Below are 16,556 nucleotides of genomic sequence, written 5' to 3' on the forward strand. Positions count from 1 at the left end.
ATAAAGGTACATGCTATACTTGAGAATAAAGTGGAACAAAGGAGAAGGAATCGTATGAATGGCTGGCTGATTTATCGAAAAGAGGACGCCGAGAAGAATAAGACTTTTGTTGATTGGCTACAAACAGAAGCAGAAGGGCTTGGAATAGAGTTAGAGCTTGTTATCTATCATGAGCTGACATATGGTATTCTGGATCGTCGCCTTTTTATAGATTGGAAAGGACGAGATTACCCGGATTTTGTAATGATGAGAGCAATCGATCCACTCCTCTCTCAGCAATTCGAGTTACTAGGTATTCGAGTTTATAACGATTCAAGAGTGGCTACTATTGCTAATGATAAAGCACAAACACATCAACTATTTGCTAGCTATCAAATTCCAATGGTTGATACATATTTTATAAAAAAAGCTGAATTAATGGAGTACACATTCCGCTTTCCCATTATAGTAAAAGCCGTTAATGGAAGAAGCGGAAATCAAGTACATATGCTTGATTCGTTAGCAGATTTACCGCCACTAACGAGTGAGAGATACATTGTCCAATCGTTAGCAACGCCTGGAAAAGATCTGCGCGTTTTTGTCATGGGTGGTAAAGTGATTGGCAGTGTACTTCGAGAATCAAATAGCGATTTTCGTGCGAATTATACACTTGGTGGAAATGCAACACTGTATCCATTATCATCGTCAGAACAGCAATTGGTGGATAAAATCATTTCTATTTTACCAGCTGACTTTATAGGGATTGATTTTGTTTTTGATGAACAAGGGAGACTTTTATTCAATGAAATAGAAGATATAGTCGGAAGCAGAACACTGACGAGTTTAACAGATATAAATATTGCGAAACTATATTTGGAACACATTTTGAAAAGTGCCCGATAAGTAAACGAAACTGCCCGATATCGATTGAAAAGCGCCCGAAAAATGTCCGAAAGTGCCCGATATCTCTCTGAAACCGACCGATATCCACCCAAAAGTGCCCGATACCAAAGCAGACGGAATCAGGAGGTGTCTGCTTTGTGGGAACTTATTTTCATATGCTATACTATTTTTAACTACTTTTATTCCCCAATATTACCGTTCTATTTTAATTACATATCATAGAGAACAATAACGATCTGAAGAAGAGAGGAATGTATCTGGTTTGAATATTTTACTATCAAAACTCCTTGAAGTTGTACTAGCAGTTCTTCCCATAACCATTATTGTCGTGATTTTAAATTTTACCCTGACTTCACTTGATGTTACCTTAATTATCCGCTTTTTAATTGGAGCAGTCTTTATTATTATTGGTTTATCAATCTTTTTATTAGGTGTTGATCTTGGAATCACCCCAATTGGTAAACACCTAGGAAAATCGATTGCGAAATCAAATCGCTTATGGATTGTGATCATAGCCGGATTATGTTTAGGATTTATCATTTCCATTGCGGAACCAGACCTTCACATTTTAGCAGGACAGGTTGAAATGGTAACCGCAGGAGCAATCGGGAAATTTATCTTAGTTGTGGTAGTATCACTTGGTATTGCAGTCTTGCTTTCGCTTGGTCTCGTAAGAATTGTCCACAACATACCTTTATTCAAAATTCTCACGGTGCTGTATGGGATTGTCTTTATAATAGCAATCTTTACTTCACCACCACTTTTAGCAATTTCCTTTGATGCATCTGGTGCGACAACAGGTGCGATGACGGTACCTTTTATTCTGGCATTATCAATTGGTATCTCTGTATTGAAAAAGGATAGTAAAGCATCGGAAAAAGACAGTTTCGGGCTTGTTGCGATTGCATCTGTCGGTGCGATTATTGCAGTCATGTTGATGAGTATTATTACCAACCAAGCGGAATTGACAGGAACAATGGAACAAGATCATCCTGTTTCAGGCTCTGTACTTGCACCATTTCTTCACGAATTTGGTCATATTGCGCAAGAAGTAATCCTCGCGTTGTCACCAATCATCGTGATATTTTTAGTATTTCAAAAACTATCATTTAAATTGTCAAAAACTAATTTCCGAAAAATTATCACAGGTCTTGTCTTTACTTTTATTGGATTGGTCCTTTTTCTAGTCGGAGTAAATGCAGGATTTATGGAATTAGGTACCGAATTAGGACATAGTATTGCCTCCTTGGACAATAAAGCGTATATTGTTATTATTGGTTTAATCTTAGGGATCGTTACGATATTGGCAGAGCCTGCTGTGTATGTATTAACGAATCAGATTGAAGATGTAACAAGTGGTTATGTTAAACGTAAAGTGGTCCTCTTTACATTAGCAATCGGAGTCGGAATTGCTGTTGCCTTATCAATGCTGCGAATTTTAGTTCCAGAATTACAATTGTGGCATTATCTATTACCAGGATACCTAATAGCTGTTGCGTTAATGTATGTGGCACCGAAATTATTCGTTGGTATCGCATTTGACTCTGGTGGTGTTGCATCAGGACCGATGACCGCAACTTTTATTCTGGCATTTACCCATGGAGCAGCGGATGCGATAGAAGGTGCAGATATTATTGTTGATGGATTTGGTATGATAGCAATGGTAGCATTAACACCACTTATTACACTACAATTATTAGGGCTGATCTTTAAGATGAAGTCGCGAAAAGGAGGCATGGAATAATGTTGCCTAATAAGAAAACACCTCATTTTGAAATCATACATGTTATTGTCAAATTCGGCTTAGGAAGTAAAATTTTAAAAGAAGCTAAAAAGTGCGGTGTGAAAGGTGGAACCCTTTTTCTTGGAAAAGGAACGATCAGTAATAAATTATTAAACTTATTGTCGATCACAGACATGCGCAAAGAGATTGTGATGATGATCTCCAATCGCAAAACAAGTAAAAAAACATTAGAACATTTAAATAAAGTGTTTCGATTCGATAAGCCTAACCACGGGATCATTTTTACTACATCTTTAACGAGTTTGATGGGAACAAGAAGCTGTCAAATAGACGAGGATGACGAAAGAGGTGAAGAAGAGATCATGTACCAGAATATTATGGTTGTAGTTGATAAAGGAAAAGCGGAAGAGGTTATTGAAGCAGCGCAAAAAGGTGGCTCTAAAGGTGGAACCATTATTAATGCACGTGGATCGGGTGTCCACGAAACTAGTAAGTTGTTCTCCATGGATATTGAACCTGAAAAAGAAGTCGTAATGATACTGTCAGATGAAAATTATACCGATGCCATTTGTGAAAAAATTAGTGAAGATCTGAAAATAAAAGAACCTGGTAATGGCATCATCTTCGTACAAGATGTGAATAGAACATACGGAATTTATGAGTAAATCCTCTTCTAATGAGGTAGGGAAGTATATAATCCGCGGTACCAAAGTATTTGAGCATGATGGTAGCGAAGGCCGCCCACTTTACCTCTGAAGTGTGGTGGTCAAGCAGTTGATATATTTTCATAATGGTTATTAGAGGATCGTAAATCTTTAGTATTTAGTGATAAGGAATGAGCGGATATTCTTATGAAAGTGTTGATAAAAAGGAGAATATAAATGCGTGACGAAAAGGAAATGATGGATTTAGTAATTGATTTTGCTAAAGCAGATGATAGAGTTCGTGTAGTAGGAATGAATGGGTCCCGCACTAATCCTAATATTAAAAAAGATCGATTCCAGGATTATGACATCGTTTACCTAGTAACAGACATGGCTTCTTTTCTGGAAAACAGGGAGTGGATCGATTATTTTGGTGAGCGCCTGATTATACAAACACCGGAAGAATCAGCATTATTTCCTGCTACTTTAGGTAACTGGTTTAGCTTTTTGATGCCATTTACTGATGGAAACAGAATCGATTTAATGCTTATTCCTTTAGAAGAGTTAGATCTTTATCTGCAAAATGATAGCTTAACCGAAATATTATTAGATAAAGATAACCTAATAGCAAACCGTCCGGTCCCAGATGAGAGCGGTCATTTTCTGAGAAAACCGTCCGAACAGCATTTCACCGATTCCTGTAATGAATTTTGGTGGGTATCTCCATATGTAGCAAAAGGGTTGTGCCGAGGAGAATTTTTTTATGCGAGCTTTCATCTTGATAGAGTATTACGAGAGGAATTGTTACGAATCATAGCATGGAACGTTGGTGCGGAGCATGATTTCAAAGTGAATCTAGGTGCTGCTAATAAATTCCTCCATCATTATCTAGATACTGATATATTGAAAGCGCTACAAGAAAGCTATCATATAAATTCGTTGGACAAATGTTGGGAGTCGTTATTTTCAATGCAAGAATTATTTCGACAACAGGCAAAGCAATTAGCTAATCGCCTTGGATTCGATTATCCTGATCAGTTTGAAAAAGTTATACCATATATTCATAATCTTCATCAGCAATACAGCACTTGAAATCACAATAGAAAAACGCTTGAATGTTAAAAAAAGTGTTCTTACTTTTCGCGGACATTTAGTACGTTATTCTGACTGAAATATGCCTATATTAGGAGTTCGTCAACACCTGTATATGGGCACTTTTTTCAAAAATAACGGAAAAGATGTCCGCGCTAATGCACAACACCCTATTACTTTGTATGTTTCTCATATCCACGAAGCCATTCTTCAAATGCTTGTGGTTCCAGAGGTCTACTGAAATAATATCCTTGCAGTGCATCACACTGTTGCTTCTTTAAGAATTTCAAGTGGGCTTCTGTCTCGACTCCCTCTGCAATAGTACGCATTTTCAAATTGTGTGCCAGCATGATGATAGCAGAGACGATATCCTCATCATCGCTATTTTCAGAGATATCCTGAATGAATGACTGGTCTATTTTTAAATGGTCGATCGGAAATTTCTTCAAATAGCTTAAAGAACTGTAGCCGGTACCGAAATCATCAATGGCAATTTTAACTCCTATTTTCTTTAATTCATGCAATACCGATGACGCAGTGTCAACATCCATTGCCATTGACTCCGTTATTTCTAACTCCAAATATTTTGGCTCTATACCAACTTCCTGAATGATGTTCTGAACAACCGGAATTAAATCAGTTTGATAAAATTGCCGAATGGATAAATTAACTGATATCGGGAAGAGCATACGATCTTCTTGCTGCCACTGTTTCACTTGGTGACAAGCTTCTCTTATCACCCATTCCCCGATAGGAACAATTAATCCACTATCCTCAGCTAATGGAATAAATTCTCCAGGAGAAATTAGCCCTAATTCTTTATTTTTCCACCTTATTAATGCTTCTGCTCCGCAAACTTTGTTAGTCGTCGTATCGATTTGTGGTTGATACACCAGTAAAAATTCTTTTCGGGCAATCGCTTTTCTAAGCAAGGACTCCATTTCAACGTTGCCTTGGATCTTACTAAGCATGGAATCATGATAAAATTGAAAATTACTTTTTCCAATCCGTTTGGCATGGTACATGGCATTATCTGCTTTTTTAATTAAGGTTTTTGCGTCTGTCGCATCATTTGGATACATACTGATCCCAATGCTAGGTGAAGCAACGATATCAATGCCATCTAGATGATAAGGAAGAGTTAACTCCTTCAAAATCCTATTTGCTGCTTGTTTAGTTTCTTTAATTGTAATATTTTCTAATAAAACAATAAATTCATCCCCACCGTACCGGAAGACAGCTCCATTAACTGGTATACTATTCTGGAGGCGTTCAGCAACTTTTTTTAAAAGAATATCTCCATATTCATGACCAAGAGAATCATTAATCGTTTTAAACCGATCTAAATCGAGGAAAAAGATAGCAAAGTCAGTTGTGTTTGTTGGATTATCTAATAAGTTTTTTAATTGATAATGAAAGAAATGCTGATTCGGCAAGGTTGTTAAATAATCGTGATAAGCAAGAAAATTTAATTGGTCTTCTAAATGTTTTTTTTCTGTGATATCTTTTGCTAAACAATGAACACCTGTTAAATCGCCGTCTATAATAATTGGTATGACTGTAACATGTATATAGACACGGTCTTTTTGTTTATTATGTAGAATTGTTTCATATTGTACAGCTTCTCCCTCATGTACTTTAGCGTATTGCCTATTTGTATACTCTCGCAGTTCTGGTACAATATGTGGTAAAAAAGAAGTACCTGCTAATTCTTGTTCTGAGTACCCCATTAAATCTTCTGTAGCTTTATTCATATAAACAAAATGCCCTTGCAAATCTAAAGTAAGTACGGAATCAATATTGTTTTCAAATAAGGATCGGTAGCGTTGCTCACTCTCTTGTAGCTGATGGGATATTCTTTTTTCCGGAGTAATATCTCTCGCTACCCCTATTACACCAGTAACTTTGCCTTGATAAATGGTAGGGACTGCTGTAATATTTAACGTTAAAATATTGCCAACTTTATCATAAACACGTAACTCAACTTGTACAGATTGATTCGTAATTACTTGTTGAAAAGCGTTAAGGGCAAGCTTCATGTCTTCTTCATAAATAATATCAGTATATAAATTGGATATAATTTCTTTTTTGGTATATCTTAAAATACGTTCACTGGCGGGGTTGATGTTAGTGACGTTCCCTTTTTTATTTAACATAAAAATCAAGTCTGGATTGTAATCAAATAGCGACTCCAGCTGTTGATGAGTTTTTTCTAATAATACTTCGGTATTTCGCTTTTCCGTAATATCGTGAAATAATGCAATAGTATATCTTTTGCCACTATCGAGTTTCATTAATAGTAATTTTATTAATACTGGGATTTTCGTCCCTGTTTTCGTGGCCAATATTGATTCCATATATAAAGGCTTATATGGTAGTAAATCCGAATGATCAAATGATGCTTTACGTAACAGTTCTTTATCAATCAGATCAAGTGGAGTCATCTCCAATAATTCTTGCCTGGAGTATCCTGATTGGGTAATAAGTGCTCGATTCGCTTCTCTTATAACAAAGCTATCATCATCAAGCATTTCTGCAATGACAACAGGTTCAGGCATTTGTTGAACAATAGTTAAAATATCTTGATGTGAGAACGGTGACTGGTACGATGATGTCATCGAAGCTCCTCCTTGCTGAAAACGTTAATTTCTTTTCCCCATCATACCATAGAAGAACAATTTAATGATATCTTCTGTTAAAGGTAAAATATAGTCTCTGATATCGTCTTTCTTCATATAATCTTTAAACATATGAATATAGATCATAATCGCTTCTGTTGAAATATCTTGATGAATATATCCTGTGCTTTTCCCTTCCTCTATCAGCTTGTTGAATAAAGGGAGTGCTTTTTCCTGATATGCCATATCAATATATGACCCTTCATTAGTAAAATCATTCATCAAATAGTTATAAAATTCTTCATTAATTTTTGCTGCATCATCCGTTTTGTTGAAGATAATCTGTTCAATTTTTTCTGGGAAATCAATATCATTGTTTATTATATCTTGAAATTTTTGATATTCCTTCTCGACAAAATAAACCATCGTTTCATGAATCAGTTTTTCTTTGCTTTCGAAATAATTATATATGGTAACCTGGGAGACATTCGCTTCACTTGCTATTTTGGCGATTGGAACATTTTTAATTCCATAATCAGAAAATAGTTGAAGTGATGCTTCCAGGATTTTACTCATTTTTCGTTGTGTTCGTTTTTTAAATCCATCCATTGTTGTCACCTCTTATATAGTATTTTAAGTTAAATTATGAAATATGACAACAAATTCATTTCAAAAAATCCTTGATATTCGTCATAAACTTCTATAATATGAAATATATAAGTTAATATATTTCAAAACTTAGGAGGTTTTGATATGAACATGATTGAGGTAAAAGGAGTAACAAAGAAATTTGGTAAGTTCACTGCCCTTAATGGAATTGATTTAGAAGTTAAGAAAGGGGAAGTTTATGGTTTTATCGGACCGAATGGTGCCGGTAAATCGACGACGATTCGTGTCTTATTAGGAATTATTCAAGCAACGTCAGGAACTGCGAAAATATTTGGTATGGATGCCTGGAAAGATGCGGTAGAAATTCATCGTAAAGTGGTTTATGTACCGGGAGATGTTCACCTTTGGGAAAATTTAACCGGAGGAGAAATTATTGATACCTTTTTAAAATTACGTGGAGGAATTAATAAGACGAAGCGTGATGCATTAATAGAGCGATTTCAGTTAGATCCGCGTAAAAAAGCTGGGACGTATTCGAAAGGGAACAGACAAAAGGTAGCATTAATTGCTGCTTTTGCATCTGAGGCAGATTTGTTTATCTTAGATGAACCGACTTCAGGACTGGATCCTTTAATGGAAAATATTTTTCAGCAATGTGTAGAAGAAGTGAAGTATGAAGGGAAAAGTGTCCTGTTGTCCAGTCATATTTTATCCGAAGTGGAAAAGCTTTGTGACCGTGTCGGTATTATCAGACAAGGAGAAATGATTGAAACTGGTACGTTGGATGAATTACGTCATTTAACAAGAACGAACATTGTCATTGAAACAGAAAAATCTGCGGCAACCTTAAGCGAGCAATCAGGCATTCATCAATTTACAGAGGAAGACGGCGTATATTCATTCCAGGTAGATCCTGAAAACTTATCGAGTGTTATGCTGAAGGTTGGTGAATTAGGTGTCAAACGAATTGAAAGTACACCACCAACATTAGAGGATTTATTTATGCGTCATTACGAAACAGACAGTGTAGCGGAAAAGGGGTGACGGAATGCTTTTTCATCAATTGAAATTTTTGCTCAGATTTAATGCGCGCCAAAATTGGCTTTCCAGTATCATTTGGGCATTGGCAATTGTTGGGGTTACAGTAGTGGTAGCGGGCGCTTTTGTGAGCCTTTTCGGGTCTGAACAAGAACGCGATACAATGGCTCAAACGCTTGAAAACCCTGCAATGGTTGCGATGGTTGGACCGGTATATGGGATTGACAACTATACGACAGGAGCAATGATGGCGAATCAAATGCTATTGTTTACTGCTATTGTACTCGGAATTATGAGTATATTAATGATAACCAAGTTAACTCGGAAGCAAGAGGAAGAAGGGAAATTTGAATTAATTCGCTCGATGCCGGTTGGTCGGTTATCAAGTTTGAGCAGTGCGTTAATTGTAGTTGCACTGGTTAATTTGATTATTGGATTGATAACTTCTATTGGTTTGATTCTGATCAATGTAGAAAGTATTGATGTAGAAGGTTCGATCATGTATGGAGCAGTTTTAGCGGTAACGGGCCTCATGTTTACCGGTATTACGGCAGTGATAACGCAGCTAACGGAAACATCCCGTGGTGCAATAGGGTTATCAATTGCTGTATTGCTTTTAGCTTATTTTGTCCGTGCAATTGGCGATGTCAGTAGTGAAGCGTTAAGTTTGCTATCACCATTAGGCTTAATTTTACGGACAGAAGTTTACGTGGAAAACATTTGGTGGCCAATTATCGTATCGGTTGTGATTGCGTTGGTGTTTACGGTGCTAGCTTTTTACTTGCATAACCGAAGAGACCTAGGGGCAGGTTTACTGCCATCTAAGCCTGGTAAAAAAGAGGCTTCCAAACTCTTATTATCACCACTTGGTCTCATATTACGCTTACAACGTACGCAGATCATATCCTGGCTAGTGGCAATGCTTTTTTTTGGTGCTTCATATGGATCGGTCTTAGGCGATTTGGAATCATTCTTTGCAGATAATGAAATGTTCCAGCAACTCCTAGGAGATAATTCGGAATATACAATGACAGAACAATTTATGATGATGTTAATGGTGATTTTATCGATATTTGCGACAATTCCAATGGTCATTTCTTTTTTGAGAGTACGCGGGGAAGAGAAGAAGGAGCGTAATGACCACCTATTAACTACAGGCATTTCAAGATATAAATTACTAAGCTATTATCTAGGTGTATCAGTAGTAATTGGTGCAGTTTCACTATTTATTGCACTGTATGGATTATGGGCAGCAGGAGCGGCGGTAATGGACGATCCGATTCCTTTGGAAAATATCTTGAAAGCAGGGATGTCTTATGTACCTGCGATGCTGATTGTCTTAGCGCTTGCCAATCTGTTATTTGCGTTTCTGCCAAAATGGACATCATTAGTGTGGGCATATCTGGTATTTTCGTTCTTCACTGTATACTTAGGTGGGATGATAGACATACCAGAATGGTTAGCAAACATTTCGAGTTTTAACCACATCCCACAAATTCCGGTAGAAGCATTTACGTGGACACCATTAGTCGTTTTACTAGTAATTGGCCTCGTCGCTTTAATAGCTAGTCAATTCGGCTATCGGAATCGAGATGAGATAGGGTAGTGGGACAGGATTAATGCCCCAAGTATAATGAAAAGGGAGTATTCTTGTCCTCATCTCCCATTTTAGGGAAGATAAATGTCCACGGCATACTTGTTTTAGCTGGCAAGCGGAGTCTGGATTCCTCCATATGCTGGCTGGCTATTTGCTTGTTGTCTTGAAAGAGTTGGATGTTGATGTTGGTTAAGTCCGTTTCTTCTGGTTGGAAGTTATGAATTAATGTTGTAACGAGTAAGTCATTGCGGTGATTTACTGCGGTTCTGACCGGAACAAATGTGACGCCATCTTCAGCATCCTTTTTTGTTTGCTCAAAAATCTTCTTAATATCTATACGATCTTCATTACTAATGGTCCTGTTCCACGCATCTTCAAAGTGTAATTTCTGCATTTTTACAGCTCCTCTTTCAATATTTGTCAGTTTTTGTCGATATAAATAAACAGGAGGGGTTACAGCAATGAAAAGATTGCTCGCAAACCAGAAGCTATCGACAAAACTGTATGCCATTGTAATTTTAGCAGTACTAGTCATTGTAGCCCAATAGTGTCCTATTTATTAATACTATTTTATCAGTAAGTGATCAATTAGAACAACAGCTTTACGATGATCTTTATGAATCGACGTTTTATTTAATGAATGCAGAGAAAGATTTCTATCAAGAAGCTCTTATCATTGCTATTTTAGAGGAGGAAAGGCAAGAGGAATATATAGCAGTTTTTGAAGAGAATGCTCAGCAAGTAGAAGAAAGGAGCATCTATTTTTCAGTTGGATGATACTGCTACACTTATTGTTAGAAGTACCAACCGTATGATCGATGAATTGAAAGCAATGGTACGCCATATCCAGGAGAAATCTATAGAAGTAAATGGAAAAACCAAGGAATTATCACAAGCATCAGATGAAGTGGATCTGGGTTCTTAACAAATTGCTAGAACGATGGAGGAAATGTCAAATGGCGACGAAGAGCAGGCGAGCGCATCTAGTGATATTTCATCGTCTATTGAATCTCTTCATCGAAAAATTGCAGCATCTTCAGAAGAAGGTAAAGCACTAAAGCTGCCATCCAATGAAGTATTAGAGCTATCTAGCGAGAGCGGTACTAAGTTAAATCTATCCTTCGAACAAATGCAAGAGACAACATATAAGCAAGTTTAAGGTATAAGAAAAGGCTGGCGATGTTCTATCGCCAGCCTTACCTTTATTCATTAACAGGTACTACTGCACCTTCATATTCTTCTTCAATAAATGTTTGAATTTCTTCGGAACGCAATACTTCTACTAATGTGTGAAGTGTTTCGTTATCCTCATCCTCAGCACGTGCTGCGATTACGTTCACGTATGGAGATTCAGAACCTTCCAAGATTAAGGCATCATCAGTCGGTACTAAATCAGCTTCGATTGCATAGTTTGTATTGATTGCTACTAATGCATCAGCTTCACGCTCATAGAATTCAGGAAGGAAACCTGCGTCAATATCTGTATCAAATTCTAGGTTTAATGGATTGTCCACTACGTCCTGAACCGTTGCGTCAACAGCTTTTACATCTTCATCAAGTGTAATAAGTCCTTCTCTTTCAAGAAGTGAAAGCACACGACCATGGTCAGCAACAGAGTTACTCATGATCACTACAGTACCATCTTCGATATCATCAATACTTTCAATGTTTTGAGAATAGATTCCCATTGGTTCGATATGGATACCACCAATGTTTACGAAATCAAATCCCTTTTCCTCCATTTGAGACTCTAAATAAGGAATGTGTTGGAAATAGTTCGCATCAAGAGTTCCACTTTCTAAGTCGTCATTTGGGAATACATAATCTTGATAAACTTCAACTTCAAGTTCAATGCCTTGTTCTTCTAGAAGTGGTTTTGCTTCTTCTAATATTTCAGCGTGTGGTACACTGCTAGCTCCAACAACAAGTTCTGTTAATTCCTGTTCTGCGGTACCTTCTTCTGTGTTTTCGTCAGTACCTTCTGTTTCTCCTGCATTATTATTGTCTGCTGCTTCATCCTCCTCATTTGCTGTTCCACATGCAGCTAAAGCAAATAAAAGCAATGTAGCGCATAATAAAGTTAATAGTTTTTTCACAATAGATCATCCTTTCATTTTTTATTATTTTTATCTTTTATCTATCGCTTTGGATAGTAAATCCCCAATGAATTGAAAAATGAATACTATAATGATAATTAAAATCGTACAAGCTAACACGACATCAAAATCTCGTCGCTGGAAGCCTTGTAAATAAGCTAAATTTCCAAGTCCGCCTGCTCCAATAACACCAGCCATTGCTGTATAACCTATTAAGGCAATAGCCGTAACAGTTAAACCGGATATTAGTGCTGGCATTGATTCAGGTAATAACACTTTAAAAATAATCGTGTGTATTCTAGCTCCCATTGCTTTAGAAGCTTCCACAACACCTTTATCTACTTCCTTTAACCCAATTTCAACTAACCGGGCATAGAATGGTGCTGCCCCAACGATTAAAGCCGGTAACGCAGCTTTCCATCCTCTGATCGTCCCAATTAAGAAGTCGGTAAAAGGGAAAAGTAATAGAATCAATATGATAAAAGGAATGGCACGAAAGACGTTTACCACTGTTGCAGTAATAAAATTAACGAAACGATTTTCCCATAAGTTTCCTGAATCAGTTAGAAATAGTAATAACCCTAGTAAAATACCAAAAATTAAAGTACCGAGTATTGCAATACTTGTCATGTAAAATGTTTCTAATGTAGCTATCCATAAATCTTCTGCTATTACATTCGGAAATAGTTCCTCAAGCATCCTTTAACACCTCAACTTCCACACCGGTGTTTTCCATAAATTCAATTGTTTTTTGTAAGAGTTCTTTTTCACCGTTTATTTCAATAAATAAAGTACCGTAAGCACCTTCTTGAGTCGGTGCAATGGAACCTTGCAGTATGTTAATTTCTACATCAAATGTTTTAGCAACCTCACTAATAAGGGCCCGCTTAGCACTTTTTCCAATAAAATGAAGTTTAACTACTTCACTATCCTCACGGTCATTGATAAACTCCGCTAACTTGTCTCTTTCATGCTCAAGCGGATTAAGCTGCTGAACAAATCGTTTAGTTGTTTTGGATTGTGGTTTGACAAAAACATCCAATACATCGCCTGTCTCGACCACTTTTCCATTTTCCATCACGGCAACGCGATGACAGATCTTCTGGATGACATGCATTTCGTGTGTAATCAAAATGATAGTCAGACCCAATTTTTTGTTAATGGAAACTAACAAGTCTAATATATCATCCGTTGTTTCCGGATCAAGTGCTGAAGTAGCTTCGTCACATAATAATACTTCAGGGTCATTCGCCAGTGCTCGTGCTATGCCAACACGTTGCTTTTGACCACCACTTAATTGGGAAGGATAGGCATTTTCCTTTCCAGAAAGCCCAACAAGATTAATCAGTTCCAGTACTTTTTCTTTTCGTTTTTCTTTTGGAACACCGGCAATTTCCAATGGAAAAGCGATGTTTTCCAAAACAGTACGAGACCATAATAGGTTAAAATGTTGGAATATCATGCCGATTTTTTGGCGTTTTTTCCGCAACTGATTCCCCGGCATTTTTGTGATATCCTTATCTTGGATGACAACTGAACCGTCTGTTGGCTCTTCTAAGCGATTGATTAAGCGGACGAAGGTACTTTTACCTGCACCACTATAACCAATAACACCAAAGATTTCGCCTTGTTCTATATTAAGTGAAACATTATCGACAGCTTGAACTTGTTGTTTCTTAGTCTGGTAAAGTTTCGATAAGTTTTTTATCTGAATCATTCTTTCACTCTCCTTTGTTTATTGCGTCATAAACACAATAAAAAACCTTTCTGCACTAAGAGGACAGAAAGGGTAATAATTCGTTGTCCTCTTATCTTTCAAAGCATAACGCTTTGATGGAATTAGCACCTATCAGTATAAACTGACGGTTGCCGGGTTTCATAGGGCCATTCCCTCCACCACTCTTGATAAGAGCTTTCATATACAATTCATAACCAATATAATATCATCATGGATGAAAATCGTCAATTCTTTTTGAAAAAGTAAAACTATTCAGAAAATTGGAGAGAAGGATAGTTTGTGAGTGCAAGAAATAGATAGGGAGAGCATCGAGTGTGCATGCATTATGGTTCTAATATCGAAATTCAGCTTCCACCTTAGCTTTTATCGCTAGTCTACCTGGTTCGATAGGGGTGGTAGGACTGTCTGTGGAAACTCCTAAAACTACTGGTCGGCTTTCACTTTCTTCACGTCTGGAAATTTCTTTTAAAGAATACGGAATAGAACTAATGCTAACGCCTAACTCCTGCGCAATAATGCTAGCTTTTATCTGCGTATTTTCCACCGCTTTTTGGAGCGCTTCTTGGTAATATCGACCTTGATTTGCAACCGTTAATTGTATGTTGCGGACAGTATTTGCACCGTAATCAACGGCTGTATCAATAATGTGTCCAACTTTGTCAATTGGTTCGATAATAACCTCTAACAAATTGGTTACACGATAACCTCTAAAAATTTGAACGCCTTCATCATAGTCATACTGAATATCCATCCGGTAATCATGAGTCTTGATATGATGACGGGGGATATTCTCTTGAAGCAGTGCTTGAATAATGTTGGTGGTAGACTCAGCATTCTCGCGTTGTGCTTTTTGGAGATTAGAATCTTCTGTTATAACACCAAGGGTAACTACGGCTTGATTTGGTTCAACTGACACCGTACCATCCCCTGTTACTAGTATCGAATTATCGGTCTGTCGTACTTGTGAATGAGACCTTATATTTGGATTAGCATAATACATTGTTTTCACCTTTTCTTGTTTATTTTTACTTCTACTTTATTCGGTATAAGGTGAATACATGCTTTTTTGAACTAATTTGTTTGATTTTGGCTTATTAAAAAAGAACCGGGAAAAATCCCGACTCTTTTAATTGATCAATGATTGTAATGGAGCAGGAATTCTGCCACCTCGTTGAATCAATTTTTCAGAAGAAAATTCGCTCACACCGATAATCGGTGCGCGGCCAAGCAGTCCACCAAACTCTACGGTTTCTCCTTCTTTTTTGCCGATTACAGGTATGACCCGTACAGCGGTCGTTTTCTTATTAATCATACCAATCGCCGCTTCATCTGCAATAATGGCGGATAAAGTCTCGGGACTGGCATTTCCTTCTAATGCGATCATATCTAATCCAACTGAGCAGACACATGTCATTGCCTCTAATTTGGAAAGGTTTAGTGCTCCTTCTTCAATTCCGCGGATCATGCCGTTATCTTCACTAACTGGAATAAAAGCACCACTCAACCCGCCAACATAGGAACTAGCCATTGCACCACCTTTTTTAACAGCATCATTCATCAATGCTAAGGCTGCAATCGTACCGTGTGTTCCGACACGTTCCAATCCAATTTCTTCTAAAATTTCCGCAACACTATCATTCATTGCGTTAGTAGGTGCTAAGGAAAGGTCCATAATTCCAAAAGGAACATTTAAGCGTTCCGCGACAACACGTCCGATTATTTCGCCAGCTCTCGTTATTTTAAAAGCTGTCTTCTTAATCACGTCGGAGACTTCACCTAAATCAGCATCTGGGTAACGTTTTAAGGCATGAAGGACAACACCAGGTCCACTTACCCCAACGCTTAGGACTGCTTCTCCTTCACCAGCACCATGAAAAGCTCCTGCCATAAATGGATTATCCTCAACAGGATTACAGAAGACGACTAGTTTAGCGCAACCGATACTATTGTTATCTTGCGTGAATTTAGCTGTGTCGTGAATGATCTGTCCCATTTGGCCGACGGCATCCATATTAATGCCTGTTCTAGTTGTTGCAACAGAGATTGAAGAACAAACGCGCTCCGTTTTACTTAGTGCCTCGGGTAAAGCATCAAGTAGTATTTGATCTCCTTTAGAAATGCCTTTATGTACGAGTGCTGAAAAGCCACCAATAAAGTCTACATCTAAAGTTTGTGCTGCTTTGTCCAACGTTTCGGCAAGCTCAATGGCTTGTTCTTTTGTTGCGTTCCCTAACAATTCAGCAGCAGGGGAAATCGCGATTCGCTTATTAATAATCGGAACACCATATTCTTTTGCTACTTGATTCGCAGTTGTTTGTAAGTCTTTCGCATAACTAGTGATCTTTTCGTACACTTTTTGTTTTACTTTTTCAAAATCATGATCAGCACAATCACGTAAGCTGATTCCCATTGTTACCGTACGAATATCAAGGTGTTCCATTTCTACCATACGTATTGTTTCTTGAATTTCGGTAAAAGCTATTGGCATCTGTTACCCT

Annotated in this window: 17 protein-coding genes and 1 riboswitch; of the genes, 9 read left to right on the forward strand and 8 right to left on the reverse strand. The window is 37.5% G+C overall.

All coding sequences use genetic code 11. The annotated features are described in order from the left end of the window. The first annotated feature begins 54 nt into the window (after nt 1-54). The 4 genes from D569_RS0111145 (at nt 55) to D569_RS0111160 (ending at nt 4,362) form a co-directional block, all read left to right on the forward strand. On the forward strand, nt 55-882 hold the full coding sequence (locus D569_RS0111145) for an ATP-grasp domain-containing protein (protein ID WP_018932500.1): 828 nt from the start codon (nt 55-57) through the stop codon (nt 880-882). Nucleotides 883-1,144: 262 nt separating this feature from the next. Continuing rightward, entirely contained in the window at nt 1,145-2,626 is a 1,482-nt protein-coding gene (locus tag D569_RS0111150) for a DUF1538 domain-containing protein (protein WP_018932501.1), read from the forward strand. Further along, a complete protein-coding gene (locus tag D569_RS0111155) occupies nt 2,626-3,291 on the forward strand; it encodes a P-II family nitrogen regulator (RefSeq protein ID WP_018932502.1) in 666 nt (221 codons plus the stop codon). The genes D569_RS0111150 and D569_RS0111155 overlap by 1 nt, the downstream gene beginning before the upstream one ends. Nucleotides 3,292-3,507: 216 nt before the next feature. Beyond that, nucleotides 3,508-4,362, forward strand: a complete 855-nt coding sequence (locus D569_RS0111160) for an aminoglycoside 6-adenylyltransferase (protein WP_018932503.1) — start codon at nt 3,508-3,510, stop codon at nt 4,360-4,362. A gap of 173 nt (nt 4,363-4,535) precedes the next feature. On the opposite strand, the gene D569_RS0111165 is transcribed toward D569_RS0111160, so the two are convergent. Further along, nucleotides 4,536-6,980 (reverse strand): sensor domain-containing protein, encoded by a 2,445-nt coding sequence (locus D569_RS0111165; RefSeq protein ID WP_018932504.1) that lies wholly within the window; start codon nt 6,978-6,980, stop codon nt 4,536-4,538. A 24-nt stretch (nt 6,981-7,004) separates the two neighbouring features. Next, nucleotides 7,005-7,589, reverse strand: coding sequence for a TetR/AcrR family transcriptional regulator (locus tag D569_RS0111170; protein ID WP_018932505.1), 585 nt, complete (start codon nt 7,587-7,589; stop codon nt 7,005-7,007). 144 nt (nt 7,590-7,733) lie between these two features. On the opposite strand from D569_RS0111170, the gene D569_RS0111175 reads away from it, so the two are divergent. Further along, nucleotides 7,734-8,633 (forward strand): ABC transporter ATP-binding protein, encoded by a 900-nt coding sequence (locus D569_RS0111175; RefSeq protein ID WP_018932506.1) that lies wholly within the window; start codon nt 7,734-7,736, stop codon nt 8,631-8,633. Nucleotides 8,634-8,637: 4 nt separating this feature from the next. Then, nucleotides 8,638-10,233, forward strand: coding sequence for an ABC transporter permease (locus D569_RS0111180; RefSeq protein WP_018932507.1), 1,596 nt, complete (start codon nt 8,638-8,640; stop codon nt 10,231-10,233). 10 nt (nt 10,234-10,243) lie between these two features. Here D569_RS0111180 and D569_RS0111185 read toward each other — a convergent pair whose 3' ends face one another. Beyond that, nucleotides 10,244-10,618 carry an SLAP domain-containing protein gene (locus D569_RS0111185; RefSeq protein WP_018932508.1) on the reverse strand — a complete coding sequence of 125 codons (375 nt, stop codon included), beginning with the start codon at nt 10,616-10,618 and terminating at the stop codon, nt 10,244-10,246. A gap of 242 nt (nt 10,619-10,860) precedes the next feature. Here D569_RS0111185 and D569_RS24365 point away from each other — a divergent pair, with 242 nt between their 5' ends. The 3 genes from D569_RS24365 to D569_RS0111205 are packed head-to-tail and all read left to right on the forward strand — an operon-like array spanning nt 10,861 to nt 11,383. Further along, nucleotides 10,861-11,001, forward strand: coding sequence for a hypothetical protein (locus tag D569_RS24365; RefSeq protein WP_018932509.1), 141 nt, complete (start codon nt 10,861-10,863; stop codon nt 10,999-11,001). Then, on the forward strand, nt 10,994-11,149 hold the full coding sequence (locus D569_RS24370; protein WP_018932510.1) for a hypothetical protein: 156 nt from the start codon (nt 10,994-10,996) through the stop codon (nt 11,147-11,149). The genes D569_RS24365 and D569_RS24370 overlap by 8 nt, the downstream gene beginning before the upstream one ends. 24 nt (nt 11,150-11,173) lie before the next feature. Beyond that, nucleotides 11,174-11,383 (forward strand): hypothetical protein, encoded by a 210-nt coding sequence (locus D569_RS0111205; RefSeq protein ID WP_018932511.1) that lies wholly within the window; start codon nt 11,174-11,176, stop codon nt 11,381-11,383. A gap of 43 nt (nt 11,384-11,426) precedes the next feature. Here the strand turns inward: D569_RS0111205 and D569_RS0111210 are convergent, their stop codons facing one another. The 5 genes from D569_RS0111210 to D569_RS0111230 all read right to left on the reverse strand — a co-directional run bounded on the left by D569_RS0111210 (nt 11,427) and on the right by D569_RS0111230 (nt 16,546). Further along, on the reverse strand, nt 11,427-12,320 hold the full coding sequence (locus tag D569_RS0111210; protein ID WP_018932512.1) for a MetQ/NlpA family ABC transporter substrate-binding protein: 894 nt from the start codon (nt 12,318-12,320) through the stop codon (nt 11,427-11,429). Between the two features lie 30 nt (nt 12,321-12,350). Further along, complete coding sequence (locus D569_RS0111215; protein WP_018932513.1) at nt 12,351-13,019, reverse strand: methionine ABC transporter permease; 669 nt, start codon at nt 13,017-13,019, stop codon at nt 12,351-12,353. Further along, nucleotides 13,012-14,037: a methionine ABC transporter ATP-binding protein gene (locus tag D569_RS0111220; RefSeq protein WP_018932514.1), complete on the reverse strand. Its 1,026-nt coding sequence runs from the start codon at nt 14,035-14,037 to the stop codon at nt 13,012-13,014. The genes D569_RS0111215 and D569_RS0111220 overlap by 8 nt, the downstream gene beginning before the upstream one ends. An 88-nt stretch (nt 14,038-14,125) precedes the next feature. Further along, nucleotides 14,126-14,232: riboswitch (SAM riboswitch) on the reverse strand. A gap of 157 nt (nt 14,233-14,389) precedes the next feature. Beyond that, nucleotides 14,390-15,058 carry an SIMPL domain-containing protein gene (locus tag D569_RS0111225; RefSeq protein ID WP_026287301.1) on the reverse strand — a complete coding sequence of 223 codons (669 nt, stop codon included), beginning with the start codon at nt 15,056-15,058 and terminating at the stop codon, nt 14,390-14,392. A 126-nt stretch (nt 15,059-15,184) separates the two neighbouring features. Next, a complete protein-coding gene (locus D569_RS0111230) occupies nt 15,185-16,546 on the reverse strand; it encodes a PFL family protein (RefSeq protein WP_018932516.1) in 1,362 nt (453 codons plus the stop codon). Nucleotides 16,547-16,556 lie beyond the last annotated feature (10 nt).

The sequence above is a fragment of the Gracilibacillus lacisalsi DSM 19029 genome (assembly GCF_000377765.1).
GTDB classification, from domain to species: Bacteria; Bacillota; Bacilli; order Bacillales; family Amphibacillaceae; genus Gracilibacillus; species Gracilibacillus lacisalsi.